This is a genomic window from Nitrobacter vulgaris (assembly GCF_031453995.1).
Taxonomy (GTDB): Bacteria; Pseudomonadota; Alphaproteobacteria; order Rhizobiales; family Xanthobacteraceae; genus Nitrobacter; species Nitrobacter vulgaris.
In genome coordinates this window covers 134,749-158,996 of record NZ_JAVDPZ010000006.1, presented here as the reverse complement: position 1 = coordinate 158,996, position 24,248 = coordinate 134,749, and the positions used below count along the sequence as shown (strand labels likewise).

Sequence of the window (24,248 nt, the reverse complement as noted above, 5' to 3'; positions counted from 1 at the left end):
AGCTTAAGCTTTGGAACGAGTCCGGAACGAATCGCGCCCGAATCGCTGACTCCTGATCTATCTGGCTTCGTTCACCGCAACATCTCGTGTTTGAATGGACCTATGGAAACTAGATCAAGTTCTGCGCCGCTTAACAAGAGCAGCAATTTCTCTTAGTTTATGAATCCATGGACGCATGAATTCAACAGCAGGAGTCAACAGGATTCTGTTGAAGCGAAACGACCTGTCGCCTGTCCCGCCCAGTGACAGCTCCTACCGGGTTTTAGCCGCCGTCTGTGGCGGCAGGGCAGTCGTATTGAACTCGGTCGCCTCCAGCTTGCCCGTGCCTAGCGGCGTTGGAATCGTCAGACGATAGGGTACGAGCACGCGTGTGCCGGCGATCGGCGCCAGCCAGATCTCCATGTTGCGCTCGGCGGCGAGATATTTGATCGCGAAGCGGTCCGGGACGTAGCCGGCGATCGGCGAGAAAAAGATCGCACAGACCACGACCGGGCCTTGATAGCCTTTTCCCGACTTCACGGTGTCCATGCGCTTGAAGTCGAGTCGCAGGTCGTAGCGCATGCGGCCGTCGAAGATCCCGGTCGAGGCATGACAGGCGCTGGGGCCGAGCGGGTCGGTAGTGCCGGGAGCCCGCAGCAGCGTTGCGCTCATTGGATCGAACACGCCGCGCTTATGCGCGTCGTTGACCGGAATGCGCTTGGGGTCGACCGGCGGGCTCGGCTCGATGACGAAATCCTTTACATTGCCGCCCGCCAGCGACATGCGAATGGTCTCGGATTTCTTGGAGGACGAGATGGTCGCAATATAGCTCGCGGGAATCAACGCGCCGTTGACGATGCGGCCCTGCGAGGAGCCCGTGCCGGTCCCGTGGGCAAGCGCCTTAAGAAGCCCCGTGGCGCCCCCGCTTGCCGCGGCCGAATACTGATCGTCGAGGATATCGACTGTCCAGGCGCCGGTGCCGACGAGAATCCCCGCCAAGGTGACGTCATAGCGAGCCTCGAGCTTGCCCTGCGCCGCCGCCGGCGCCGCCACCGTCAACATCGCGGCAAACATGGCAAGCGGCGCGCCGGCCAGTTGCCAAATTGAACAAAGAATCCATCGGAGCAACGTCGTCCGGCATAAGCTCACAACGGGTGGCCCTGCATGTCTCCGTCTGGTCCCGAATATTCTAACAGACTTGGCTTTCCCAAGCCTGCAGAATATCGCCGGTTGTAACGACCGTTGAATCCTCATCTAAGCAGAAGCCACCGAGGGAACCCAGCCCGGCACATCTGCGAACACGTGAAAAAACAGGGTCGGCTCGGGATTACCGCTTCGGGCCCTGACAAATCTCGGCCTCCTCTGCAACACCGTGGTCGATGGCCATCCGTCGATACGGATTGCGCCCTTTATATGATGCAGGGCACGATGCAGGCAACGCGCGCAGAAATCCGGCCGGAATAATGAGGGGGATGGGCGCAAATAAGCCGAGTTCGGTCCCGACGCCTTGACGCCCTGCTACTGTCCCCCTATACGTCCGGCGTTCCTAAAATGGACACGATTTCGAACCCCGAGCCCGCCTTGAAGGCAGATGCCGGGGACGACAGAGGATTTTCGTATGTCCCGGCGCTGCGAACTGACGGCCAAGGCTCCTTTGGTGGGCCACAGGGTCAGTCACTCCAACATCAAGACCAAGCGGCGCTTCCTGCCGAACCTGGTGAACGTCACCTTCGTGTCAGAAACTCTGGCCAGTTCGGTCCGGTTCCGGGTGTCAACCCATGCCCTGAGGAGCGTGGACCATCGCGGAGGTTTCGATGCCTTCCTGTTGAAGGCGAAGGACTCAGAGCTTTCACCGAAAGCGGTCGAAATCAAGCGCCAGATCCAAAAGAAGCAGACCGCCAAGGCGGACTGATAAAGTCGGGCTTGTTCGTTCGCTCGAACTCTCCGCCGCCACCGAGAATACGAAGGATCGGCCCCCCGCCGAAGCCGGTCTTTAACTTTTGGTAGTGCGTCAGACGCACGACCTTACTTGGCACTGCCACTGCATTGCAGCCGGGCGATCCCCCTTCGCGCGAAAGCTTGTGAATCTCAGTAAGGCATTGCGAATGTGATCGAGGCCGGCGTCGAGCGCCTGCGATCCGGCCGCCATCCAATCCACCCGGCCATCCAATTAGCGATTCGGTAACCGCCAATTGGGTGCGCTTCCGTGATTTTACTCATCCTTCAAGGGTCAGAAAATACAGTCCTGCCTCCGGATCGCGATTTTCGCGGCCATCGAATTCGTGGAGGCTTCCCATGAAGGGGGTAGTTTACAATCTGTTCGAAGAGGCCGTCGTCGAGAAATTTGGCGCCGATATCTGGGACGACCTGCTCGACGATGCCGGCGTAGCCGGCGCCTACACCTCGCTCGGCAATTATACCGACGACGAGATGATCGCACTGGTCGAAGCTGCGGCCGCCAAGCTGGATATGACCAGCAGCGATGTCCTGCGATGGTTCGGCGAACAGGCGATGCCGCTGCTCAAGCAGCGATACCCGGACTTCTTCTTGCCCCACAATTCATCGCGCAGCTTCGTTCTGAGCGTCAACAAGATCATCCACCCGGAGGTTCGCAAGCTCTACTCCGGCGCCAAGTGTCCGTTCTTCCACTTCCGCGAAACTCCGGAGGGCAACGTGACGATGGGCTATGAATCGTCGCGCCGGATGTGCGACCTGGCTCATGGTTTCATCAAAGGTGCTGCAGGCATTTTTTGCGAAGAAGTCAATGTTACGCATCATACCTGCATGAACCACGGTGCGGACAAATGCTTGATGGAAATCAAATGGGTATCCTGACCCCTTCCGCAGCTACGTTTGCCGATCCTTTCGATCAATTCAACCTCAGGATTCTGAAGCTCGAAAATCGCCTGCAGCGCGAGCGCGTGGCGCGACTGAAGGCGGAAGAGATCGCGGAAAAGGGTTTGAGAGATTTGTATGAGAAGCAGCAACAGCTTGCGCTGCTCGAGACCATCGCGACGGCGGCAAACCAGAGCAACTCGATCGACGACACCATGCGTTTTGCGCTCGACGCCATTTGCCAGCACACCGGCTGGGGCTTCGGCAATGTCTACCTGCCCTCCGCCACCATCCCCGACTATCTTGTACCGGCTGGCGTTTGGCATGCCGCCAACCCTGCGCATCTCGATGCTTTCATTTCGTTGACCTTGGAAACCGACTTCGCCATCGGCGAAGGATTGCCGGGCCGGGTCTATCAATCCGGCAAGCCCGTCTGGATTTCCGATCTGACCCTAGATCGCAATTTTCCGCGCACCGTGGTTGCCGCGCTGTCCGGCTGCTGCGCCGCGTTCGCATTTCCAGTGCTGGTCGGCAACGACGTGCTCGGCGTATTGGAATTTTTTCATCACAGCACGGTCAGCCCAGACAATCAGTTCCTGGGCGTGCTCGCGCAAATCGGCACCCAGCTTGGCCGCGTCGTCGAACGCCGCCGCGCCGAACAGAAACTGATGCACGATGCGACGCGTGATCCGCTGACCGGACTGCCGAATCGCCTGCTGCTCACCGACCGGCTGGAGCGCGCGGTTGCGACGCACCTGCGCCGGCCGGACATCGGTTTCGCGGTGATCTTCATCGATCTCGACCGCTTCAAGCTGGTCAATGACAGTCTTGGGCATTCCGCCGGCGACATATTACTGCAGGAAATCGCCCATCGCTTCAGCCAGACGCTGATCGAGTCCGGTCATAAGCTCGCCGTCGGCGAGGCGACGCTGGCCCGGCTCGGCGGCGACGAATTCATCATCCTGCTGGAGGACGTCCAGCGCAGTTCCATCGCCGTCGATATCGCACAATCGTTGCAGGATTCTCTACAAAACCCGCTGTTCATCGACGGTCAAGAACTGTATTCGTCGGCCAGCATCGGTGTCGCCTCCAGCGAGGCGGGATATACCTGCGCGCCGGACATCATGCGAGATGCCGATCTGGCGATGTACCGCGCCAAGGCTGAAGGCCGTGCTCGCGTCGAAATCTTCGATCAAAGCCTGCACGTCGACGCCAGGCGGCGCCTGACGCTGGAGAGCGAGTTGCGCAATGCGCTGAAGAAAAAAGAATTCGTGCTGCATTATCAACCTATCATCTCCCTTGGCTCGCGCGCAATGACCGGCTTCGAGGCGCTGGTGCGCTGGCAAAAAAGTGACGGGCAAATCATTCCACCGTCGGACTTCATTCCGCTCGCCGAGGAAACCGGCCTTATCGTCTTCATCGGCAGTTGGGTGCTCGAACAATCACTCAAAACTCTAGCAAGGTGGCAGCAAGAATTTCCCCGGACCGAGCCGCTGAGCATGAGCGTCAACGTCTCGCCACGCCAGTTTCACCAGACCGAATTCGTCGAACAAGTGATCAATGCGGTAACCGCAAGCGGAGTTCCGCCACAAACGCTGCGGCTGGAAATCACCGAAAGCGTCACCATTCAGAACGCCCAGCATGCCGTCGGAATTCTGCAACGCTTGCGCGAGTTCGGCGTGCGCGTCAGCATCGACGATTTTGGCACCGGCTACTCCTCGCTAAGCTATCTGCATCAACTACCGTTCGACACCCTGAAGATCGATCGCTCGTTCGTCTCGGCGCTGCAATCGCGCAGTGACGGCGGGCAGATCGTTCAGACCATCCTTGACCTCGCGAAGAACCTCAATCTCGATGTCGTCGCCGAGGGCACCGAGTCTGAGGACCATGTCAAAATCTTGCATCAGATGGGATGCGGTTATGCGCAGGGCTATTTCTTCTCGCGCCCATTGAACGAAACCGCGGTGGTCGAGATGCTGTCGGCCAAGGACACCGCAGTGGAGGCGCTGTCGCCATTGCTGGCAAATGGCTAGCGCGTATTTCTAATGGATACCGGCTTTGCGATCAGAATACGCGCAAGTTCTCGATTGAGAATTTTCTTCACGCGAACCGACTTCCAAGCCAAAATGCTCTAGTCGACCAGCGTGAACTGCATCAGCAGCGTGCGCTGGATTAACGAAAAGTTGTCATCGGATACGAGCGTTAGAACGACTTCGCCATCGTCGTTCACGAACGCACTGAGTCCTTCGAAATTGTCGATCTCCTGTCCGAGATCGGCATCGAAAATCGAGGGGCCATCCACCAGCGCGCCGGGCGCGATCGCATCGATCTTGATACGGCGGATGCGGACACCGATGCCGCCGGTCAGCGAGAATTTGCGTTCGAGGATCAACAGGTCCCCCGCAGGCAGCAAACAGGCGTCGCTGACATCGAAATTCTCGGTCCGATGGATGGCGAACCGGCCAGGCGAGGGTCCGCCGATCAGGAACGCGATGATATTGCGACCCGTATCGAGCCCACGTTCGGAGATCGCGATCAGCGCGCCGCCGAGCGGTCTGTCGCGTGGAACGACCACCATCGCCTCAACCCCCCGGTTAAACGGCAGCCCGCGGATTGCCGCCGGCACCTCGACCTCTTCTCCCCGCGCGCCGATATATCCCTTGTCAAATTCGAAGCGCATGATCCGGTTGGCCCGCTCGATGCCGACATAGACCAGCGATCGATCGAGCGCGATCGATTCAGTATCGAACCAGCCGCGCGCGGCGATCGGCCTGCCATCTTGTCCTAGCATCGGCGCGGCCTCGACGTCCGCGAGCCCGACCATCTCACCGACCGTCCCGTAGACGATGCGGCCGGTGAACCAGGTGCCTTTGTCGCTGGCGGAAATGAACTGTTGCCCTTTTGAATCCAACCGCAGGCTCGACAACCCTCCGAAGCCGCGAAACGAGGAGGTGAGGATCAGCCCGCTACGAAAGGCGAGCGATCCGAAGCGCGTGCGCGAGCGATCACGCAGATCGAACGAGGCGACATGACGGGCGTTAACGGTAATCGACACCGCCGCTGGCGGCGTAAGCTCGTCAGGCGGCGGTTGTTCAGGCGCGTGGGTTGCGAATCTCGCGCGGGCCGCGGAGGGATCCGTCAACAGCAGGCCGGTTGACATCAGGAAAAGCAGGCTGCGGCGATCGATCAATGGTGCCATTCGCGGAGGACCGATCTGTCCGCGATGCGTCCCATACGCAGCACGGCATGTTGGCACCGCCGGGGACGCTGCGGACACCGGCTGTGTGTAATGGCTCCGCTTTTGCGAAGCAACGCGTTTGCGTCCCCGTTCGGGATGCCACCAACGCGCGCCGAGCTACTACGAATGCAGCTTGCGCGGGCGGCGCACTGGCGCGGGCGGCGGATCATGCGTCTCGCTGAACAGTTCGGCGAGCTGTTCGGTAATGGCGCCGCCGAGTTCTTCGGCATCCACGATGGTCACCGCGCGGCGATAATAGCGCGTCACATCGTGACCGATGCCGATGGCAATCAGTTCGACCGGGGATCGGGTTTCGATTTCCTCGATCACCCATCGCAGGTGACGCTCGAGATAATTTCCCGGATTGACCGAGAGAGTGGAATCATCGACCGGCGCACCGTCCGAGATCATCATCAAAATTTTACGCTGCTCGGAACGGCCCAGCAGCCGCTTATGCGCCCAGTCCAGCGCCTCACCGTCGATGTTCTCCTTGAGCAGACCCTCGCGCATCATCAACCCGAGGTTTTTCCGGGCCCGCCGCCAGGGGGCATCGGCGGCTTTATAAATGATATGACGGAGATCGTTGAGCCGCCCCGGCGTGACCGGCTTGCCGGCGGCGAGCCACGCCTCACGCGACTGCCCACCCTTCCAGGCTCGCGTCGTGAAGCCGAGAATTTCGACCTTGACGCCGCATCGTTCCAGCGTGCGCGCCAGAATATCGGCGCAGGTCGCGGCCACCGTGATCGGCCTGCCTCGCATCGAACCGGAATTGTCGAGCAGCAATGTCACCACGGTATCACGGAAGGTCGCCTCTTTCTCGTGCTTGAACGATAGTGGCTGATAGGGATCGATCACTACGCGCGCCAACCGCGCCGGATCGAGAATGCCTTCCTCCAGATCAAACTCCCAGGCGCGATTTTGTTGCGCCATCAAGCGACGCTGAAGGCGATTGGCGAGCCGCGCCACGATGCCCTGCAGGTGCGCAAGCTGCTTGTCGAGATAGCTACGCAGCCGCTCCAGTTCGTCATGATCGCAGAGGTCTTCAGCAGCGATGATCTCATCGAATTTTGGCGCGAAAGCGTGATATTCCGGGCCGCGCGGTTCATTGGCGCCCCTCACATTGGGCCGCGTTGCCTCGCCGGGCATCTCATCCTCAGCAAGGTCGCCATCCTCGAAAGCGTCGCTCGCGGAAGCCTGCGCGCTTTCCATGGCGCCGTCCGGCATTTCATCAGTCGCATCCTGCGCCTGATCCGCATTCATCTCCTGAGCGGCCTCGCTGTCGAGCGAGCCTTCCGCGCCGGACTGATCGTTCTCGCCCTCGCGGTTGTCGTCCTGGTTCTCCTCCTTCTCTGTCTCGGTATTGGTGTCGTCACCGAGATCGAGCTCCGACAACAGGTCGTGCACGAGGTCGCCGAACTTCGCCTGGTCCTCGGTAAAATGGCTGAGCTGATCCAGCCGAGTGCCGATCTTGTCTTCCAGGAACGGTCGCCAAAGATCGACCACCTTGCACGCAGCGGTAGGCGGCGGCAGGCCGGTCAGCCGCTCGCGCACCATCATCGCCAGCGCATCCGACAGCGGCGCGTCGGCACGGTCGGTGATCTCATCGTATTTGCCGCGATGGAAATGATCGTCGAGCATCGCAGTCAGATTCTTTGCGACCCCTGTCATCCGGCGAGAACCAATGGCCTCGACCCGAGCCTGCTCTACTGCGTCGAATACGCCCTTCGCCTGCGGATTACCGGGCATCAGCTTGCGGTGCACTTTCGGATCGTGGCAGGCGATCTTCAGCGCGATGGAATCCGCATGACCCCGCACGATCGCCGCGTCGCGCCTGCTCATCTTGCGCCCGGGCTCAGGCAGCCGCGCCTTACCCGGCGACAGACCGGGCCGCTCGATGGCAAACGTCACTTCAAGCTCAGGTTGTCGGGCGATGGCGCGCAGGCAGGACGTCACCGCACGCTTGAAAGGCTCGGTCGGCGCTTCCTTCGGCGCGGTACGGAACTTGTTACTGGGTGATGCGGTGCTCATAACGCCTTTCCCTCGACCCGCGCGCGGGGAGAGGTATACAGAATCAACTCAACGCCACGTTGACCGCGGATTCGCTCAGTTCGACGTTGAAGCAGCGCTGGTAGAATTCAGCGACCAGCGGGCGCTCGAGTTCGTCGCACTTGTTGAGGAAGGTGACGCGAAAGGCAAAGCCCAGATCGTCGAAAATCTCGGCGTTCTCCGCCCAGGTGATGACGGTACGCGGGCTCATCACCGTGGAGAGATCGCCGTTGGCGAAGGCATTACGCGTGAGATCCGCTAACCTCACCATTTTACCGACGGTATCGCGGCCTTCTGGCGTGCGATAGCGTCGGGCCTTGGCCAGAACAATCTCGACCTCGTTGTCGTGCGGTAAATAGTTCAGCGTGGCAACAATGTTCCAACGGTCCATCTGCGCCTGATTGATCTGCTGGGTGCCATGATAAAGGCCGGAAGTGTCGCCGAGACCGATGGTATTCGCAGTCGCGAACAGGCGGAACGCCGGATGTGGCTTGATGACCCGGCTCTGATCGAGCAGCGTCAAGCGTCCTGAGGATTCCAGCACGCGCTGGATCACGAACATCACGTCCGGACGACCGGCATCGTATTCGTCGAAGCACAACGCCACATTGTTCTGGTAGGCCCATGGCAGAATGCCGTCGCGGAATTCGGTGACCTGCTTGCCGTCCTTGACCACGATCGCATCCTTGCCGACGAGATCGATCCGGCTGATGTGACTGTCGAGATTGACGCGCACGCAAGGCCAGTTCAACCGCGCCGCCACCTGCTCGATATGGGTTGATTTGCCGGTACCATGATAACCGGTGACCATGACACGGCGGTTCTTGGCGAAGCCGGCGAGAATTGCCAGCGTGGTTGCGCGATCGAAGCGGTAGTCGGGATCAACATCCGGCACGTGCGGATCGGTCCCGGAATAGGCGGGAACCTCGAGATCACTGTCGATTCCGAACACCTGCCGCACCGACACCTTCATGTCTGGCAGGCCTGCGGAGGTTTCGGTTTTGGTCATGGCGGCGGTCGTCATCAATCCTCCGAGGTTCGGGGGGCGCTCCCGAAACCAGGACGCGCATGGCTACGGATGAGAGGCCCGCGCGAAATTTAGCAGAGAGCAGCAGCCGGCAGAAGCCCGTCAGGCGATCAAAGTTCCATTGGGATATCATCGAGATATGCACCAAATGCAGATTTTGAAGGACTGCTCCGCGAATCAGGCCCGCTCAGCCAAAATTTTGCCGGAAGAACTCTTGAACCAAGGAGACCTTGGAGACATTTGGTGTAACTAGGCGTCAGCCGGGGCGCGAGGACTTTCGTGACCGATTTCATCGCGCATTTGAGCAGCCTCGTGGCCGCCCATGCAGGGCTCGCCTATTCCGCCGTCTTTCTCGCCGCGTTGCTCGAAGCCGTTCCGGTGTTCGGCTCGCTCATCCCCGGTTCGACAATCATTCTCGCAATGAGCGCCCTGATCGGCAGCGGCGAACTGAAACTTTTACCGGTCATGCTTGCCGCGATCGTCGGGGCCGTCATCGGCGACGGCAGCGCGTTCTGGATCGGGCATCGATCCGAACGCGAAATCCTCGGGGTCTGGCCGATGTCGCGCTATCCCGGCCTCGTCTCGCAGAGCAAAGCCTTCTTCAATCGTTATGGCACGCTGGCCGTATTCTTTGCCCGCTTCGTCGCACCGGTACGCGCCCTGGTGCCGCTGACAGCCGGCGCGCTGGGGATGCCGCCGTTGCTATTTTCTGCCGTGAACATCCCGGCGATCTTGCTCTGGGCTTCCGTGCATATCTTGCCCGGCGCGCTCGCAATATCGGCGCTGCATCATTATGGCGGGCTACCTCATTATTTCGGCAAACTGATCTGGATTGCTGCCGTGATCGTCGTTGCCGCGATCATCGGCGCCGGGACATGGTGGCGTTACCGCGGGCGCGGCTGCAACGTGTCTGCCACTGTGGATAAGCGAACCGGCTAGTGACCACTAGCAACTATAAACTTCTAGTGGAGTTTTGGATTCTACATTCGCAATGCGAGCCCGCAGCAGGTGGGGTGCGAATGTCAAATCCGCTCCACTAGCTATCATTGGAGCGATCATGACCAAACCTCTTGTGGTGTCGATTCCACACCGCCTCGGCAAGGACGAAGCGGTACGCCGGATGAAAGCGGGACTTGGCAGCGCCCGAACGCAATACGCCCAGTTGATCCAGGTCAATGAAGAACTGTGGAGCGGCGACCGCCTGGTTTTTTCCGTCACGGCCATGAAACAGCAGGTGTCGGGAATTATGGACGTCTCCGAAGACCATGTTCGTCTCGAAGTGACATTGCCGTGGCTGCTCGCTCGCCTAGCCCACGGAATTCAGGGCGTGATTCAGAAAAAAGGCACGCTGATGCTCGAGAAGAAAACGGATGAACGTTGACAGGTGACGCCAACGTTCGATGGGAGCAGCGCGAGGCGACGCCTCACGCGCTGCGCACGACCGTCTTCAGGTAATTGTATGCCTTGATGATCTCGATCAGGCGGTCTTCCGTCGAGCGATCGCCGCCGTTGGCATCGGGATGATGCTGCTTCACCAGCATCTTGTATTTCGCCTTCACCGTTTCGAGCGTCGCATCGGCGCCGAGGCCCAATACTTGTAACGCCTTGCGCTCAGCATTGAATACCTTGCGCGTCTCGGGTTTGGCTTCGGAACCTGACCCCGGACCGGGACGCCATTTTCCGCGGCCATTGAGTTCACCGAACACGCTGAAGGGATCGGCCATGCCGTCGAGATCGATGTCGCCGGCCTTGCCTTTGCCCTTGGTGCCGTTGGCGCCCATCTTCCAGGTCGGGCGGTGGCCGGTCAGCGCATCCTTCTGATAGCGCGCTACCGCGTCCGCATTCATGCCCTGAAAGAAATTGTAGGACTGGTTGTACGCGCGAACATGATTGAGGCAGAAATGGAAATACTCGCGCTCGTTGCCGCGGCCTTTCGGTGCGCGGTGTGATCCTCTGCTCTCACAGTCCGGCCACTCGCAGGCGACCACTTCCTCGCGCGCGCGCGGCTGCTTCGCACCGGCCCTCGGCTTGATGCGGATGCTATCGAAGAATTTCGACGAATCTATCGGCATGATGTGTTTGACACCGCAATGCTCTAGGCTTCAAGTCTTGACATCGCATTTATTCCGTCCGGCGTCCGCGCCATTGACGGAAACGAACGATGGGCGTTAAGTCGCTCGCCATGAGCGTGAAGGATAGCATCTCGCAGAAACTCAACGAAGCTTTCGCCCCAGAAAGCCTCGATGTCGCCGACGAGTCGTATCTTCATGAGGGTCACGCCGGCCATCGGCCGGGCGGCGAGACGCATTTCCGTATTCATATTGTGTCGCGAGCTTTCGAAGGAAAGAGCCGGGTCGAGCGTCATCGGATGATAAATACGCTGCTCGCCGCGGAACTGGCCGGCCCCATTCACGCGCTGGCGATTCGGGCGACGGTACCGGGCGAACCGGGAAGCTAAATGCGGGGCACGCGGACAGCAAGGTCCGTCCCTCGTGGTGGTTTCAACTGGATGTGGATAGTCGGCCGGCAAGAGCCGCTTCGAAGCAGCGTGTCCATCGCCAACGCACACGCCGCTCAAAATTCACCTTGCGCTTTTATCGGATATTAACCCGCTTTTCAGTACATCGGAGCAGACTACCTCCGTGTTACGGCAAAACGCGCACGCAGTAGGGCGTAACACATTCGGATTCGACTCGCTGGAATCATCCATGGCCGAAGCAGCCTCGACGGCGCTCATCGCCGAACTGGAAAGTGCGGTGAAGGGCGGCTCATCCGAGCGACGGCTCCAGATGCTTCGCCAGGTCACCGACCTGTTCCTGTCCGATGCCGACCGGCTCAACGAAAATCAGATCGGCGTCTTCGATGACGTTCTCGTCCGGCTGATGGAGCAGATGGAGGCGCGCGCGCTGGCGCAACTCAGCACGAACCTTTCGGGGTCAAGCCTCGCACCGAAGGAGACCGTCCGGCAACTTGCTTATCATCAGGATGAGTCAGTCGCAGTACCGGTTTTGACAAAATCAACCAGACTGTCTGACGGCGACCTGATTGAAATCGCGAGCCTGCGCGGGCCGCAGCACCTGCTCGCCATATCGCACCGCGATACTTTGAGCGAGGGAGTGACCGACGTGCTGCTTAAACGCGGCGACTCGCGGGTCTCCCATACGCTGGCCAAGAATGCAGGCGCGCGCTTCTCCGAAACCGGTTACGCGGTCCTGGTTGAAAGCTCCGAAAAGGACGATACTCTCGCTGAGAAGCTTGGGCTGCGGTTGGACATCCCGCTCAAGGTGCTCCGCGAACTTCTTTCCCGAGCCAGCGCCGCGGTGCGAGAGCGCCTGCTCAAGGCGGCGCCCCCTGAAATGCGCGCGAAGATTCAAGCCGCGATCCAATCAGTGGTCGAACAGATCGCCTCTCCCAGCGTGGCACCGGTCAACTACGCCGAGTCGGAGTCGATGGTCCTTGCCCTGAACCGGGCCGGAAAGCTCGGCGACCAAACCATCAACCGGTTTGCGATACAGGGTGAGTACACCCACATTATTGCCGCGCTCGCGCTGTTGAACTCCGTGAGAACCGAAGCAATCGAGCCGCTGATCACCAACCCTCGCCCCGACGGATTGATCGTTGCCTGCAAGGCAGCGCGGCTGGACTGGTCAACGACCAATATGATCCTTCGCAATCGCCCGCATTGCCGTCCTCTGACCAAGCAGGAATTCGAAAGCGGCCGCGAAGTGTTCGACGCGCTCTCTCTGTCATCAGCGCAACGCACCATCCGGTTCTGGTCCGCGCGCGGCTCGGCGAGGAAAGCCGATGCGCCGGACACGGCGGTCGCCATTTCGGACATCTGAGCCATGAGTTGGGGTAATCGGAAAGACGACCGGGTGACATTCGCTACCGGCTATTCCGTCCTGATGATGGGAATCGACGGAACATGGCAACGGTCATGCACCATGCTGGACATCTCCAACAGCGGCGCGCGTCTTCAGGTGAAAGACTCGATCGAAGGATTGAACCTCAAGGAGTTCTTTCTGCTGCTGTCATCGACCGGCCTCGCCTTTCGTCGCTGTGAGCTCGTCCGCGTCAATGGCGACGAGATTGGCGTCAAATTCGTTGAGGACAAGGTTCCGAACAAGAAGAAAGGCCGGGCGCTTGCCAAATCCGATTCGTGACATAGCGCGTTTTTGAGCGAAGCATGTCCTCGGACTTGACTCGATGATGGATACGCTCCTGCCCGCTTCGAGCCGTTCTAGATCGTCTCCACTCCGCGCGGCACCGGCTGAATGCGCAGCGCGGTGATGCGATTGCGCTCGCGCCGCAAAACCCTGAAGCGAAAACCGTAAAAGGTAAAATTCTGGCCACGCTCCGGGATCGAACGCGCCTCGTGAATCACGAGGCCTGCGATGGTGGTCGCCTCCTCGTCTGGAAGATGCCAGTCCATGGCGCGATTGAGATCACGGATCGGCACCGAACCATCCACCACGACCGAACCGTCGGCTTGTTGCCGAACCCCGGCTACGACCACATCGTGCTCGTCGGAGATATCGCCGACGATCTCCTCGAGAACGTCTTCCAGCGTCACCATGCCCTCGACTTCACCGTATTCGTCGACCACCAGCGAGAAGTGAGTCTTGCGACGACGAAACGCCTTAAGCTGATCGGAAACTGGGCGCATCTCCGGCACGAACCACGGCGGCAGCGCAATCGCGTTGACGTTGATTCGGGCAATATCGCCCTCCGAGGCATGGATCGCCCGCAACAGATCCTTGGCATGGAGCACACCGACAATGTTCTCCGGCTTGTCGCGCCAGAGCGGAATGCGGGTGTATTCGCTAACAAGCACCTCGCGGACGAGATCCTCGGGGGGCAAGTCGGCATTGACCGTCACCATCGCGGTGCGATGAACCATCACGTCCGACACCGCGAGGTCTCCGAAGCGGAACACATTCTGGATGTATTCGGCCTCACCGCTTTCGATTCCGCCGTGCTCGGCGGATTCACCGATCAGCCCTTCGATCTCTGCGCCGGTCAACACGTCATGTTGCGAGACTTCCTTGACGCGAAGCGCGCGCAGGATGGCGCGCGAGGCCGAATTGAGCAGCCAGTTCAGCGGGTAAAACAGGATGTAGGATACATACAGCGGATAAGCGATCCACTGCGACACCGGCTCCGGCTGCCTGATCGCCAGGGTCTTCGGCACCTGCTCGCCGATCACGATGTGCAGCGACGAAAACACAAGAAATCCGGTCAGGAACGAGGTCAAATGCAGCGCCGGTTCCGGCATGCCGAGCGGCCGCAGCAGGGGATCGAGCAGAGCCGCAACCGTTGGCTCGCCGACCCAGCCAAGGCCGAGAGATGCCATGGTAATGCCGAGCTGGCAGCAGGCGAGATAGGCCTCGATGTTGCCCAAGATATCGCGCATCAGCCGCGCCCCGAACCGACCGCGTTCCGCCATCGCCTTGACGCGATAGCCACGGCTTTTCACCAGCGCGAATTCCGCCGCAACGAAGAACCCGTTGGCAGCAAGCAGCAGCAAGGCGAGCAGTATCTGCAGGAAAGTCGAACTCATTGCGGCCCCATGGCCTTGCCGAACTTATCCGATTCGACCATTCACATCCCCCACACTAGGCATTGCCTGCGAATGTCAGAATCAAAGTTGCTGCAAGGACATTGCGACGTCGGGATCAACACTTGATCACGTTCATGACTTTGAATCGAATCGACCCAAAATCGTGACGATGATCGATTCCAATATTTTGGAGCGCGATGCGGGCGGAAAACCGCCCCACACTTTTTCTCATCTCGCCCTATAGCGTTTTCGAGCGAAGTGGGAACCGGTTCGCGTGAAGAAAACGCGCCAAATCAAGATCATAGAGCCTCGCTTCTGATTCCATCAGAAGCGAAAAGGCTCTAGGCCGGCGCGTCTGCGAGCTTGCGGACCAGAAAATCCCGTACCATAGAGGGCTCGACGTCCGATGACACGACCGCCTGACCGATCGCCTTCAGCAGAATGAAGGTCAACCGGCCGCGCTTCACCTTTTTGTCTTGCGCCATCAGCGCCATAAGCGCGTCCGCATCGGCCAAGCCTTCTTGCTTGAATCCGGCGATGTCCTGCAAGCGCGTCGGCAGACCCGCCGCCGCCAGGTGCCGCTGGACGCGAGACACGTCGGCAACCGCGATCATTCCAAGTTGCGCCGAGAGTTCGGCAGCCAACACCATGCCGATCGAGACGCCCTCGCCGTGATAAAGGCGACCGCAAAATCCGGTGGCTGCTTCCAGCGCGTGGCCGAAGGTGTGTCCGAGATTGAGCAACGCACGCTCGCCGGTCTCGCGCTCGTCGCGGGCGACGATGGCAGCCTTGGCACGGCAACTGGTGGCGACCGCATGCTCGCGCGCCGCGCCGCCTTGGACGATGCTTGCATGATTGGCTTCCAGCCACGCGAAGAACGCCTCATCGCCGAGCAGGCCGTATTTGGCGACTTCGGCATAGCCAGCGCGGAACTGGCGCGGCGACAACGTATCCAGCACGGCGGTGTCCGCGACCACCAGGATCGGCTGGTGAAAGGCGCCGACCAGATTTTTTCCCTGCGGCGAGTTGATGCCTGTCTTGCCACCCACGGACGAATCCACCTGCGCTAACAGCGAGGTCGGCACTTGCACGAAATCGACGCCACGGCGTACGATCGCGGCGGCGAAGCCCGCGAGATCGCCGACCACGCCTCCGCCAAGCGCGACGACAAGATCGTTGCGCTCGATCCTGGCCTTGATCAGTTCCTCACAGACAAATTCGACGCCTTCGTAGCTCTTTGAGACCTCCCCTTCGTCGACGACAATCCGCGACGTTGCGAGACCGGCGCCGATAAGCGATGCCTCGGTTCGCTGAAGCCAATGAGTGGCAACATATTCGTCGGTGACGACGGCGACGCGTGCGCGGGGACGCAACGCGGCGATTCGCTCGCCGAGCGACGGCAGGATGCCCCGGCCGATGACAATGTCGTAGGAACGCTCACCGAGCGCGACGTCAACCGTGATCGGGTCCGGGTTTTTCAGCGGAGTGGTCATTGCGTGGTGTTAAATCCCTCATCAGGTTTTGCAGTCACTTCGCCGCGGCAAAGCCCGAGATGAAGCAGGCCGATGCATTCATCGACGATCCGTTCGTACGGCGCATCGCGCGAGACGACCGTGATATTCGCCAGCTGGTAGATGGGCTCGCGCTCGGCGATCAGACGCTCGATCGTCGCGGCAGCATCGCCCGTTTGCAGCAAGGGTCGATCGGCTCGGCGCCTCACCCGGCGCAGAATCACCTCGGCGTCCGCCTTGAGCCAGATCGAGACCGCCCGCTCGCACAGGCGCGCCCGGGTTTCCTCGCGCAGCACGGCGCCACCACCGGTCGCGAGCACGATCGGGCCACCATTCAACAGCCGCGCGATCACGCGTGCTTCACCATCCCGGAAATGGGGTTCGCCATGGGTTTCGAAAATTTCGGGAATCGACATTCCGGCCGCGAGCTCGATCTCGGCGTCAGCATCAACGAATCGCATCCCGAGACGCGCCGCGAGACGCCGCCCGATGGTGGACTTGCCGGCACCCATCATGCCGACAAGCGCCAGCGACCGCCCGGCGAGCGCCGCGACTATGGCGGTCTCGGGGGATGCGCCGACATTGGCCGGTAAAACGGTTTCGGACGTCAAAGGACACCTGCTGGAACGCGATTGCACGTTTGAAGTGGATTTGACGGTCGGCCCTTCCATGATCCAGGCGGCGAACGTTCGAATCCAAGCCCACGACAAGTCGGGACCGCTCATCCCGGCCAGCTATACTACTCTCGTCGAGGAGGTTGCCAGAGACTCTTGCGCCTGGCTTGCGAACATGTTGGTACTTGTTGCGCTCGCCTGAAGGTCAATATCGTGCTCGGGACTGCAAATGCCCAGCCTGTTCCGCTTTCTGACAATCGTCGCGGCGCTCGGTGCGATCGGCTACGGCGTGATTTTCGGGCTGGCGAATTTCGTCGACCCGACGCCGCGGGAAATGGCGGTGACCATCCACCCGGATCAATTTCTCAAGAAATAGCTGCTACGCCTGCGGTATGAAATCCAATAATTCCCCCGACGCGAAGCTGGCCACCCTGTTCCTCGACATGCTGGCGGCCGAGCAAGGCGCCGGCGACAACACGCTCGACGCCTACCGCCGGGATCTCGAGGACTTATCCGCATTCCTCGCCCGCTCGCGGCAGAATTTCGTCATCGCCGACACCCAGACGCTACGAGACTATCTCAATGACCTCGACCTTAGGGGGTTTAAGTCATCAAGCGTCGCGCGGCGCCTGTCAGCGATGCGTCACCTGTTTCGTTTTCTGCTGAGCGAACGCGTCAGGAGCGACGATCCCGCGGCCATCCTTTCGGGTCCAAAGCGCGGACGCAGCCTGCCGAAAATCCTGTCGATAGGGGATGTCGACCGCCTGCTCGCGCACGCAAAGATGGATGCCGAATCTCCGGACATCTCACCTGCCCGGCGATTGCGCGCGGCGCGGCTGTATTGCCTGCTTGAAGTGCTATATGCCACCGGGCTCCGCGTATCCGAACTGGTCTCGCTACCGCTGTCGGCGGCACGGCGCGATGCCCGCATGATCGTGGTGCGCGGCAAGGGCAACAAGGAGCGATTGGTACCGCTCAACAACGCGTCACGGCAGGCGATGGCAGACTATCTCGTCGCGATGGACGATCAGCGTGGCGCAGGCAAAGCCGCAGGAGCACGGCCAAAATGGCTGTTTCCATCGTTCGGCGAAAGCGGTCACCTGACGCGCCAGCACTTTGCGCGTGAGCTGAAGGAACTCGCGGCGGCGGCCGGTCTCGCGTCCCGGCTGGTCTCACCGCACGTGCTGCGCCATGCTTTCGCAAGCCATCTGCTACATAACGGCGCAGACCTGCGAATCGTACAGACGCTGCTCGGCCATACCGATATCTCGACCACGCAAATCTATACGCACGTCGTGGAAGAGCGCCTGAAAAGCCTGGTACGCGACCTGCACCCGCTGGCGGAGGCCTGACCGGCGCTCATGCGCAGACGCCATCGAAACCATCGCGACCCGACCCTGACTTCAAGTATTCCGCTTCACCCTTGACTTAACGCCCATCAGCCGCGAAAGAGCGCTCGCGCCCAACTGTACCTAACCAGCCATCGGGCCCCCAACCTCACCCGCTTTCTAAATATTTGAACAAAAAGACTTTTATCTATTCGATCGATAGATTTCGCCTCCCCGCGCTTCGTCTCTATACTGCTGGAATGCCCGATCCCATGCGTAGCTACCTCGATTTCGAAAAACCCGTCGCCGAACTCGATTCCAAGATCGACGAACTCCGTGCGCTCGCCGCCTCCGGCAGCGACATCAGCGAGGAGATTTCCAGTATCGAGGAGAAGGCCGCGCAGGCTCTGAAAGATCTCTACGCCAACCTGACTCCCTGGCAGAAAACCCAGGTGGCACGGCACCCGCAGCGTCCGCACTTCTCTGATTTCGTCAAAGGGCTGATTACCGAGTTCACGCCGCTGGCCGGCGACCGCAAGTTCGGCGAGGACGAGGCGCTTATCGGCGGCTTCGGCCGCTTCCGAGGCGAAAGCATCTGCGTCATCGGACAGGAGAAGGGCGCAACCACCGAAAGCCGGCTGAAGCACAATTTCGGGATGGCGCGTCCGGAAGGCTACCGCAAGGCGGTCCGGCTGATGGATATGGCCGACCGTTTCGATATTCCCGTGCTGTCGCTGGTCGATTCCGCCGGAGCTTATCCCGGCATCGGCGCCGAGGAACGCGGTCAGGCCGAGGCAATCGCGCGCTCGACCGACGCATGCCTGTCGCTCGGCGTCGCCAATATCGCCGTGATCATCGGCGAGGGCGGCTCCGGCGGCGCCATCGCGATCGCCACCGCAAACCGCGTTTTGATGCTGGAACATGCGATCTATAGCGTGATCTCGCCGGAAGCCGCGTCGTCTATCCTCTGGCGCGACGGAAGCAAGGCACAGGAAGCAGCGACCAACATGAAAATCACCGCGCAGGATCTGCTGCGGTTCGGCGTGATCGACACCATCCTCAAGGAGCCGCGGGGCGGCGCACACCGCGATCCCGCCGCCACTGTCGCGCTTGCCGGAGACGCTATCGCCGATGCGTTGAACGATCTGCGTACTCTCGACCGCGACTCGCTTCGCAAGCAGCGCCGCCAGAAATTCCTCGAAATCGGGCGTAAACTGGGCTGAGTACCAGCGCTTTACCCACGTTTCGGCGACACGAATCTGTGCCTCGTTTCAATTGTCGTGACCGGGTTCGGCTCCCGGCAAATCCCATGACTTTGGTTCCTGAAGCCGCTGAGCCGCCCTAATTCAGCCCCGTCCGGAATATTTAGTCTCCATTCACCACTCGAAGTCGTAGTTCATCTTGTTCGGTTCCACTTGGCTTGCGGGCTCGGAGGCTTAAGGATAATATTTTATTCAATGGCTTGGGGCACGATGCCATGAATTTGGGGTGCAGCTTGCCCGTCCTTTGCGGAGCTTTGCTTTGATCAATCGCTCGGCTGCTCGCGCGATCGTGACCTTTGCCGTGCTGACGGGCGGTGCGCTTCTGGCCGGCTGCAACACCGACGACGCCTCACTCGCGAGCAACGCCAAGGCCAACCAGCCGGTGCCGCCCAAGGTTGTCACCGCCATGACCGCGAAGGACATGGAACTGCAATCGCCGATCCTGATCCGGCTATTCAAGCAGGAGGCCGAACTCGAGGTTTGGAAGCAGGACCGGTCCGGCAAGTTCGCCTTACTCAAGACCTACCCGATCTGCCGCTGGTCCGGCGATCTCGGCCCGAAGACACGCGAGGGGGATCGTCAGGCTCCGGAAGGATTCTACAGCATCTCGCCGGCGCAGATGAATCCGCGCTCCGCCTACTACCTCTCGTTCAACACCGGCTATCCCAACGCCTACGACAAGTCGCTGGGTCATACTGGTTCCGAATTGATGGTGCATGGCGACTGTTCCTCGCGCGGCTGCTACGCCATGACCGACGAGCAGATCGCCGAAATCTACGCAATCGGACGGGAGTCATTCTTCGGCGGTCAGCGCGCCTTCCAGTTCCAGGCCTATCCGTTCCGCATGACGCCCGTAAACTTTGCGAAGCATCGCAACAACCCGAACATGCCGTTCTGGAAAATGATCAAGGAAGGCAACGATCATTTCGAGGCCACGCATCAAGAGCCGAAGGTCGCATTCTGCGAGCATAAGTACGTGTTTGATCCGGCGCCCCCGACCGGCTCCGTCAGGCCGCTTGAGTTCAACGCCTCAGCGAAGTGTCCGGCCTATGCGGTGCCTGACGACATCGCAAGCGCGGTGCGCGAGAAGCAGCAGCGCGACAATACCGAAATAGCCAACCTGATCTCGAAGGGATCGCCGGTCGCCAAGCTCAACACCGGAATCGACGGCGGCATGAACCGGGTGTTCGCCGCCAAGCTGCCCGAGGGTCAGACGGGGCTTTCAGATCCCGTGGAACCCGGCCTGAAGACCACGGCGTTTTCGCCGGCGCCTGGCACCATTCCACCGACCGTCAACCCGCCACGCAATTCGGCCGCAGCAACAGTCGCGACCTCCTACGAACCGGAGGCCGACGCGACAAGGCCGTCGTCATCTTTGCTAGCCCCCTCCAAGCCGAACAGCATCTTCACCAATCTTGCCCGCAAGATAGGTTTCGGAGACGCCGACACGACCGCCACAACCAAGGAACCTGTTTCGGCTTCGGCCAAACCCAAAGAGTCTGCTTCGGCCAAGCCAAAGACGGCAACTCCGGCGCGCAGCGTTCCGCTTAGCCCGGCCGTGGAGAAGCACACAGCACCCAAAACGGCAGAGAGGACGGCTAAAAAGGGAGCTAAGCCAGAACACGTCGCAACCGCGCGGCCCCCGCTCAAGCCCGCAGTCGACGCCCCCGCGACGGCTTCGATTCCGAGCGCAGCACCGGTGGCGTCATCGAACTCGTTCGATAGCCGCTTCTCGGTCTCCCGGTAATATCCAGACCTGTCGGACGGGCGTTATTCCGAGCGCGGCGACGAAGGCCTCAAGAGCTTTTCTGCTTCTGACAGAATCAAAAGCGTAGCTCTATAATTTAAAACTGACGCGTTCTTCACGCGAACCGGTATCCACTTCGCTCGAAACGCTCGAGGTCTCTCGCCGGCTGGGATGACAGCCGCGTCGGGAGGGCTTCAGGCGTAGCGGCCGTGGCAATGCTTGTATTTCTTGCCTGAACCGCAAGGACAGTCCTCATTGCGACCGACCTTGCCCCAGCTCGCCGGATTATTCGGATCGCGGCTGGAACGGTCCGCATGCGCTGCCGGCGCCAGCGAGGCCCCGGCAAAACTGCTTTGCGCAAACGCCATCTCGTCCTCACCGGTATTCGGATCGAACTTATGGGCTTCCATCACAGGCAGCGCCGGCTGTTCCTCCTCGGGCGGCACGATCTCGACGCGCATCAACTGCCCCGTCACCGCCTCGCGCAGATTGGCAATCAAGCTTTCGAACAGGGAAAAGGCTTCCGACTTGTATTCCTGTAGCGGATCGCGCTGGCCATAGCCGCGCAGGCCGATGACCTGACGCAGATGATCCAGCATCACCAGGTGTTCGCGCCAGAGATGGTCCAGGGTCTGCAGCAGGATGGTCTTCTCGACGTAGCGCATGACGTCAGGGCCCCACTGCCCGACCTTGGCCGCCATATGCTCGTCGACACGGCTTTCGATACGCGACAGCAACTCCTCGCCGGCAATGCCTTCTTCTGCGGCCCATTCATCCACCGGCAACTCGATATCGAGCACGCGGTTCAGCTCTTCTTTCAGGCCGGCGACATCCCACTGCTCAGGGTACTGGTTCTCCGGCACATGCTTTGTGACGAGGTCCTCGACGAACGCATGGCGCATGTCGACGACGGTTTCGGCGACGCTTTCGTTCTGCATCAGATCGACACGCTGTTCGAAGATCACCTTGCGCTGGTCGTTCTGCACGTCGTCGTACTTCAGCAAATTCTTGCGGATGTCGAAGTTGCGCGCCTCGACCTTCTGCTGTGCTTTCTCCAGCGCCTTATTGATCCAAGGGTGGGTGATGGCCTCGCCTTCCTTGAGGCCAAGCCGCTGCAGCATGGTGTCGAGCCGATCCGACCCGAAGATCCGCATCAGGTCATCGTCCAGCGACAGGAAGAATTTCGAACGGCCAGGATCGCCCTGGCGGCCGGAACGGCCGCGCAACTGGTTGTCGATGCGCCGCGACTCGTGGCGTTCCGAACCGATGATGTAGAGCCCGCCGGGGCGGGTCACGGTCTTGGCCGGCTTTGAACCCTTGGCCGGCTCAATCTCGACGATCTCCTCCGCCTTAAGCACCATTTCACGGAAGCGCTCGATATCGGCCTTGACTTCCCCTATTTTCGCTTCTCTTTCAGCTTCGTCTGAGATGTCGGCCGTCTCGACTTGAGCGCGCATCTCCAGCGAGCCGCCGAGTTTGATATCGGTGCCGCGACCGGCCATGTTGGTCGCGATGGTGATCGCGCCGGGCACGCCGGCTTCGGCGACGATATAAGCTTCCTGCTCATGGAAGCGGGCGTTCAGCACCGCGAACAGCTTTGCCGGTTTGCCGGCGCGAGCCGCAGCGTACAGCTTCCGCATCGATTTCGGATCGCTGAAGTCGATCTGCTTGTAACCATGCTTCTTCAGATAATCGGCGAGAACCTCGGATTTCTCAATCGAGGCGGTTCCGACCAGCACGGGCTGCATCCGCGCATTGGCGCGCTCAACCTCGGCCAGGATCGCGGCGTATTTCTCGTTCTGGGTGCGGTAGACTTCGTCGTCCTCGTCAAGACGCGCAATCGGCAGGTTCGTCGGTATCTCGACGACTTCGAGCTTGTAGATGTCGGCCAGTTCGTCGGCTTCCGTCGACGCCGTGCCGGTCATGCCCGCGAGCTTCTTGTACATCCGGAAGTAGTTCTGGAAGGTGATGGAGGCGAGCGTCTGGTTCTCCGGCTGCACCGGCTGATGCTCTTTCGCTTCCAGCGCCTGATGCAAGCCTTCCGAATAGCGGCGGCCCGGCATCATGCGGCCAGTGAATTCATCGATGATGACGACCTCGCCGTCGCGGACAATGTAGTCCTTGTCGCGGGTGAACAGCGAATGCGCGCGCAGCGCCTGGTTGATGTGGTGGACGACGGAGACGTTCTCGACATCGTAAAGCGAGTCGCCTTTGAGCTGGCCGGCCTCGCGCAGCAGCGTCTCGATCTTCTCCATGCCGGCTTCGGTGAGCGCCACCGAGCGCTGCTTCTCGTCGACCTCGTAGTCTGTCACCTTCTCGAGATTCGGCATGAAGGTGTCGATGGTGTTGTAAAATTCGGAGCGGTCGTCGAGCGGGCCGGAAATGATCAGCGGCGTCCGCGCTTCGTCGATCAGAATCGAGTCAACCTCGTCGACGATAGCGAAGAAGTGCTCACGCTGGACCATATCCTCCAGCCGGTACTTCATATTGTCGCGCAGATAGTCGAAGCCATACTCGTTGTTGGTGCCGTAGGTGATGTCGCAGGCATAGGCTACCTTGCGCTCGACGTCGTCGAGGCCGTGCACGATCACGCCGGTGGTGAGGCCGAGGAAGGAGTAGATCTGCGACATCCAGCCGGCGTCGCGGCGTGCGAGATAATCGTTGACGGTGACGACGTGAACGCCATTGCCGGCGAGCGCGTTGAGATAAACGGCAAGCGTGGCGACCAGCGTCTTGCCTTCGCCGGTCTTCATCTCGGCGATATCGCCCTCGTGCAGCACCATGCCGCCGATCAACTGCACGTCGAAATGCCGCTGGCCGAGGGTTCGCTTGGCTGCCTCGCGCACTGTGGCGAAGGCGGGAACCAGAATGTCATCGAGGGTTTTGCCGCTCGCAAGCTGCTGCTTGAATTCGGCGGTGCGCGCCCGCACCGCCTCATCGGACAGCGCGGCGATTTCGGGCTCCAAGGCGTTGATGGCTTTGAGGCGGGATTGATATCCCTTGACCCGCCGATCGTTGGCGGAACCGAAAAACTTGCGGGCAAACGCGCCAATCATCCCAAATTCCTGTCTTCGCGGTTCGCCGTTGCAGCCATGTGGGTA

At 60.4% G+C, this 24,248-nt stretch carries 22 protein-coding genes; 13 read left to right on the top strand and 9 right to left on the bottom strand.

The annotated features are described in order from the left end of the window. Nucleotides 1-252: 252 nt before the first annotated feature. Complete coding sequence (locus GGQ85_RS05835) at nucleotides 253-1,053, bottom strand: DUF3108 domain-containing protein (protein WP_309773748.1); 801 nt, start codon at nucleotides 1,051-1,053, stop codon at nucleotides 253-255. Between the two features lie 544 nt (nucleotides 1,054-1,597). Between GGQ85_RS05835 and rpmB the strand changes: the two genes are divergently transcribed. The 3 genes from rpmB (at nucleotide 1,598) to GGQ85_RS05820 (ending at nucleotide 4,847) form a co-directional block, all read left to right on the top strand. Beyond that, nucleotides 1,598-1,891: a 50S ribosomal protein L28 gene (rpmB, locus tag GGQ85_RS05830; RefSeq protein ID WP_079445476.1), complete on the top strand. Its 294-nt coding sequence runs from the start codon at nucleotides 1,598-1,600 to the stop codon at nucleotides 1,889-1,891. Nucleotides 1,892-2,274: 383 nt separating this feature from the next. Then, the gene (locus GGQ85_RS05825) at nucleotides 2,275-2,814 is read left to right on the top strand and encodes a heme NO-binding domain-containing protein (RefSeq protein WP_079445475.1); all 540 of its coding nucleotides are present in this window, start codon (nucleotides 2,275-2,277) and stop codon (nucleotides 2,812-2,814) included. Beyond that, nucleotides 2,802-4,847 (top strand): bifunctional diguanylate cyclase/phosphodiesterase, encoded by a 2,046-nt coding sequence (locus GGQ85_RS05820; protein WP_309773747.1) that lies wholly within the window; start codon nucleotides 2,802-2,804, stop codon nucleotides 4,845-4,847. Before GGQ85_RS05825 ends, GGQ85_RS05820 begins: the two co-directional genes overlap by 13 nt. A gap of 98 nt (nucleotides 4,848-4,945) precedes the next feature. Here GGQ85_RS05820 and GGQ85_RS05815 read toward each other — a convergent pair whose 3' ends face one another. The 3 genes from GGQ85_RS05815 to cobS all read right to left on the bottom strand — a co-directional run bounded on the left by GGQ85_RS05815 (nucleotide 4,946) and on the right by cobS (nucleotide 9,122). Continuing rightward, nucleotides 4,946-6,013: an esterase-like activity of phytase family protein gene (locus GGQ85_RS05815; RefSeq protein WP_309773746.1), complete on the bottom strand. Its 1,068-nt coding sequence runs from the start codon at nucleotides 6,011-6,013 to the stop codon at nucleotides 4,946-4,948. A gap of 159 nt (nucleotides 6,014-6,172) precedes the next feature. After that, entirely contained in the window at nucleotides 6,173-8,080 is a 1,908-nt protein-coding gene (gene cobT / locus GGQ85_RS05810; protein WP_079445472.1) for a cobaltochelatase subunit CobT, read from the bottom strand. Nucleotides 8,081-8,123: 43 nt separating this feature from the next. Further along, nucleotides 8,124-9,122: a cobaltochelatase subunit CobS gene (gene cobS, locus GGQ85_RS05805; protein WP_079445471.1), complete on the bottom strand. Its 999-nt coding sequence runs from the start codon at nucleotides 9,120-9,122 to the stop codon at nucleotides 8,124-8,126. A gap of 282 nt (nucleotides 9,123-9,404) precedes the next feature. Between cobS and GGQ85_RS05800 the strand changes: the two genes are divergently transcribed. Together GGQ85_RS05800 and GGQ85_RS05795 are read left to right on the top strand one after the other, a co-directional pair. Next, complete coding sequence (locus GGQ85_RS05800; protein WP_309773745.1) at nucleotides 9,405-10,064, top strand: DedA family protein; 660 nt, start codon at nucleotides 9,405-9,407, stop codon at nucleotides 10,062-10,064. A gap of 118 nt (nucleotides 10,065-10,182) precedes the next feature. Beyond that, nucleotides 10,183-10,506 carry a polyhydroxyalkanoic acid system family protein gene (locus GGQ85_RS05795; protein ID WP_079445469.1) on the top strand — a complete coding sequence of 108 codons (324 nt, stop codon included), beginning with the start codon at nucleotides 10,183-10,185 and terminating at the stop codon, nucleotides 10,504-10,506. A 43-nt stretch (nucleotides 10,507-10,549) separates the two neighbouring features. On the opposite strand, the gene GGQ85_RS05790 is transcribed toward GGQ85_RS05795, so the two are convergent. Next, nucleotides 10,550-11,197, bottom strand: a complete 648-nt coding sequence (locus tag GGQ85_RS05790) for a J domain-containing protein (RefSeq protein WP_079445468.1) — start codon at nucleotides 11,195-11,197, stop codon at nucleotides 10,550-10,552. 110 nt (nucleotides 11,198-11,307) lie between these two features. On the opposite strand from GGQ85_RS05790, the gene GGQ85_RS05785 reads away from it, so the two are divergent. The 3 genes from GGQ85_RS05785 (at nucleotide 11,308) to GGQ85_RS05775 (ending at nucleotide 13,288) form a co-directional block, all read left to right on the top strand. Beyond that, the gene (locus tag GGQ85_RS05785) at nucleotides 11,308-11,583 is read left to right on the top strand and encodes a BolA family protein (RefSeq protein WP_079445540.1); all 276 of its coding nucleotides are present in this window, start codon (nucleotides 11,308-11,310) and stop codon (nucleotides 11,581-11,583) included. A gap of 250 nt (nucleotides 11,584-11,833) precedes the next feature. Further along, nucleotides 11,834-12,967, top strand: a complete 1,134-nt coding sequence (locus tag GGQ85_RS05780) for a DUF2336 domain-containing protein (protein ID WP_309773744.1) — start codon at nucleotides 11,834-11,836, stop codon at nucleotides 12,965-12,967. A gap of 3 nt (nucleotides 12,968-12,970) precedes the next feature. Further along, nucleotides 12,971-13,288, top strand: a complete 318-nt coding sequence (locus GGQ85_RS05775) for a PilZ domain-containing protein (RefSeq protein ID WP_079445466.1) — start codon at nucleotides 12,971-12,973, stop codon at nucleotides 13,286-13,288. 77 nt (nucleotides 13,289-13,365) lie between these two features. Here GGQ85_RS05775 and GGQ85_RS05770 read toward each other — a convergent pair whose 3' ends face one another. The 3 genes from GGQ85_RS05770 to GGQ85_RS05760 form a co-directional block, all read right to left on the bottom strand. Further along, nucleotides 13,366-14,685: a hemolysin family protein gene (locus GGQ85_RS05770; RefSeq protein ID WP_309773743.1), complete on the bottom strand. Its 1,320-nt coding sequence runs from the start codon at nucleotides 14,683-14,685 to the stop codon at nucleotides 13,366-13,368. A gap of 341 nt (nucleotides 14,686-15,026) precedes the next feature. Then, nucleotides 15,027-16,178, bottom strand: a complete 1,152-nt coding sequence (gene aroB / locus GGQ85_RS05765; RefSeq protein WP_309773742.1) for a 3-dehydroquinate synthase — start codon at nucleotides 16,176-16,178, stop codon at nucleotides 15,027-15,029. Beyond that, the gene (locus tag GGQ85_RS05760; RefSeq protein ID WP_309773741.1) at nucleotides 16,175-16,807 is read right to left on the bottom strand and encodes a shikimate kinase; all 633 of its coding nucleotides are present in this window, start codon (nucleotides 16,805-16,807) and stop codon (nucleotides 16,175-16,177) included. The genes aroB and GGQ85_RS05760 overlap by 4 nt, the downstream gene beginning before the upstream one ends. On the opposite strand from GGQ85_RS05760, the gene GGQ85_RS05755 reads away from it, so the two are divergent. The 5 genes from GGQ85_RS05755 (at nucleotide 16,779) to GGQ85_RS05735 (ending at nucleotide 21,147) form a co-directional block, all read left to right on the top strand. Next, the gene (locus tag GGQ85_RS05755; protein WP_309773769.1) at nucleotides 16,779-17,012 is read left to right on the top strand and encodes a hypothetical protein; all 234 of its coding nucleotides are present in this window, start codon (nucleotides 16,779-16,781) and stop codon (nucleotides 17,010-17,012) included. The genes GGQ85_RS05760 and GGQ85_RS05755 overlap by 29 nt on opposite strands. 27 nt (nucleotides 17,013-17,039) lie before the next feature. Continuing rightward, complete coding sequence (locus GGQ85_RS05750) at nucleotides 17,040-17,186, top strand: histidine kinase (RefSeq protein WP_079445462.1); 147 nt, start codon at nucleotides 17,040-17,042, stop codon at nucleotides 17,184-17,186. A gap of 16 nt (nucleotides 17,187-17,202) precedes the next feature. Further along, nucleotides 17,203-18,162 (top strand): site-specific tyrosine recombinase XerD, encoded by a 960-nt coding sequence (gene xerD / locus GGQ85_RS05745; RefSeq protein WP_309773740.1) that lies wholly within the window; start codon nucleotides 17,203-17,205, stop codon nucleotides 18,160-18,162. 236 nt (nucleotides 18,163-18,398) lie between these two features. Next, nucleotides 18,399-19,361: an acetyl-CoA carboxylase carboxyltransferase subunit alpha gene (locus tag GGQ85_RS05740; protein ID WP_079445460.1), complete on the top strand. Its 963-nt coding sequence runs from the start codon at nucleotides 18,399-18,401 to the stop codon at nucleotides 19,359-19,361. Between the two features lie 298 nt (nucleotides 19,362-19,659). Beyond that, a complete protein-coding gene (locus GGQ85_RS05735; protein WP_309773739.1) occupies nucleotides 19,660-21,147 on the top strand; it encodes a L,D-transpeptidase family protein in 1,488 nt (495 codons plus the stop codon). A 194-nt stretch (nucleotides 21,148-21,341) separates the two neighbouring features. Here the strand turns inward: GGQ85_RS05735 and secA are convergent, their stop codons facing one another. After that, a complete protein-coding gene (gene secA, locus GGQ85_RS05730) occupies nucleotides 21,342-24,203 on the bottom strand; it encodes a preprotein translocase subunit SecA (RefSeq protein WP_309773738.1) in 2,862 nt (953 codons plus the stop codon). Nucleotides 24,204-24,248: the final 45 nt, after the last annotated feature.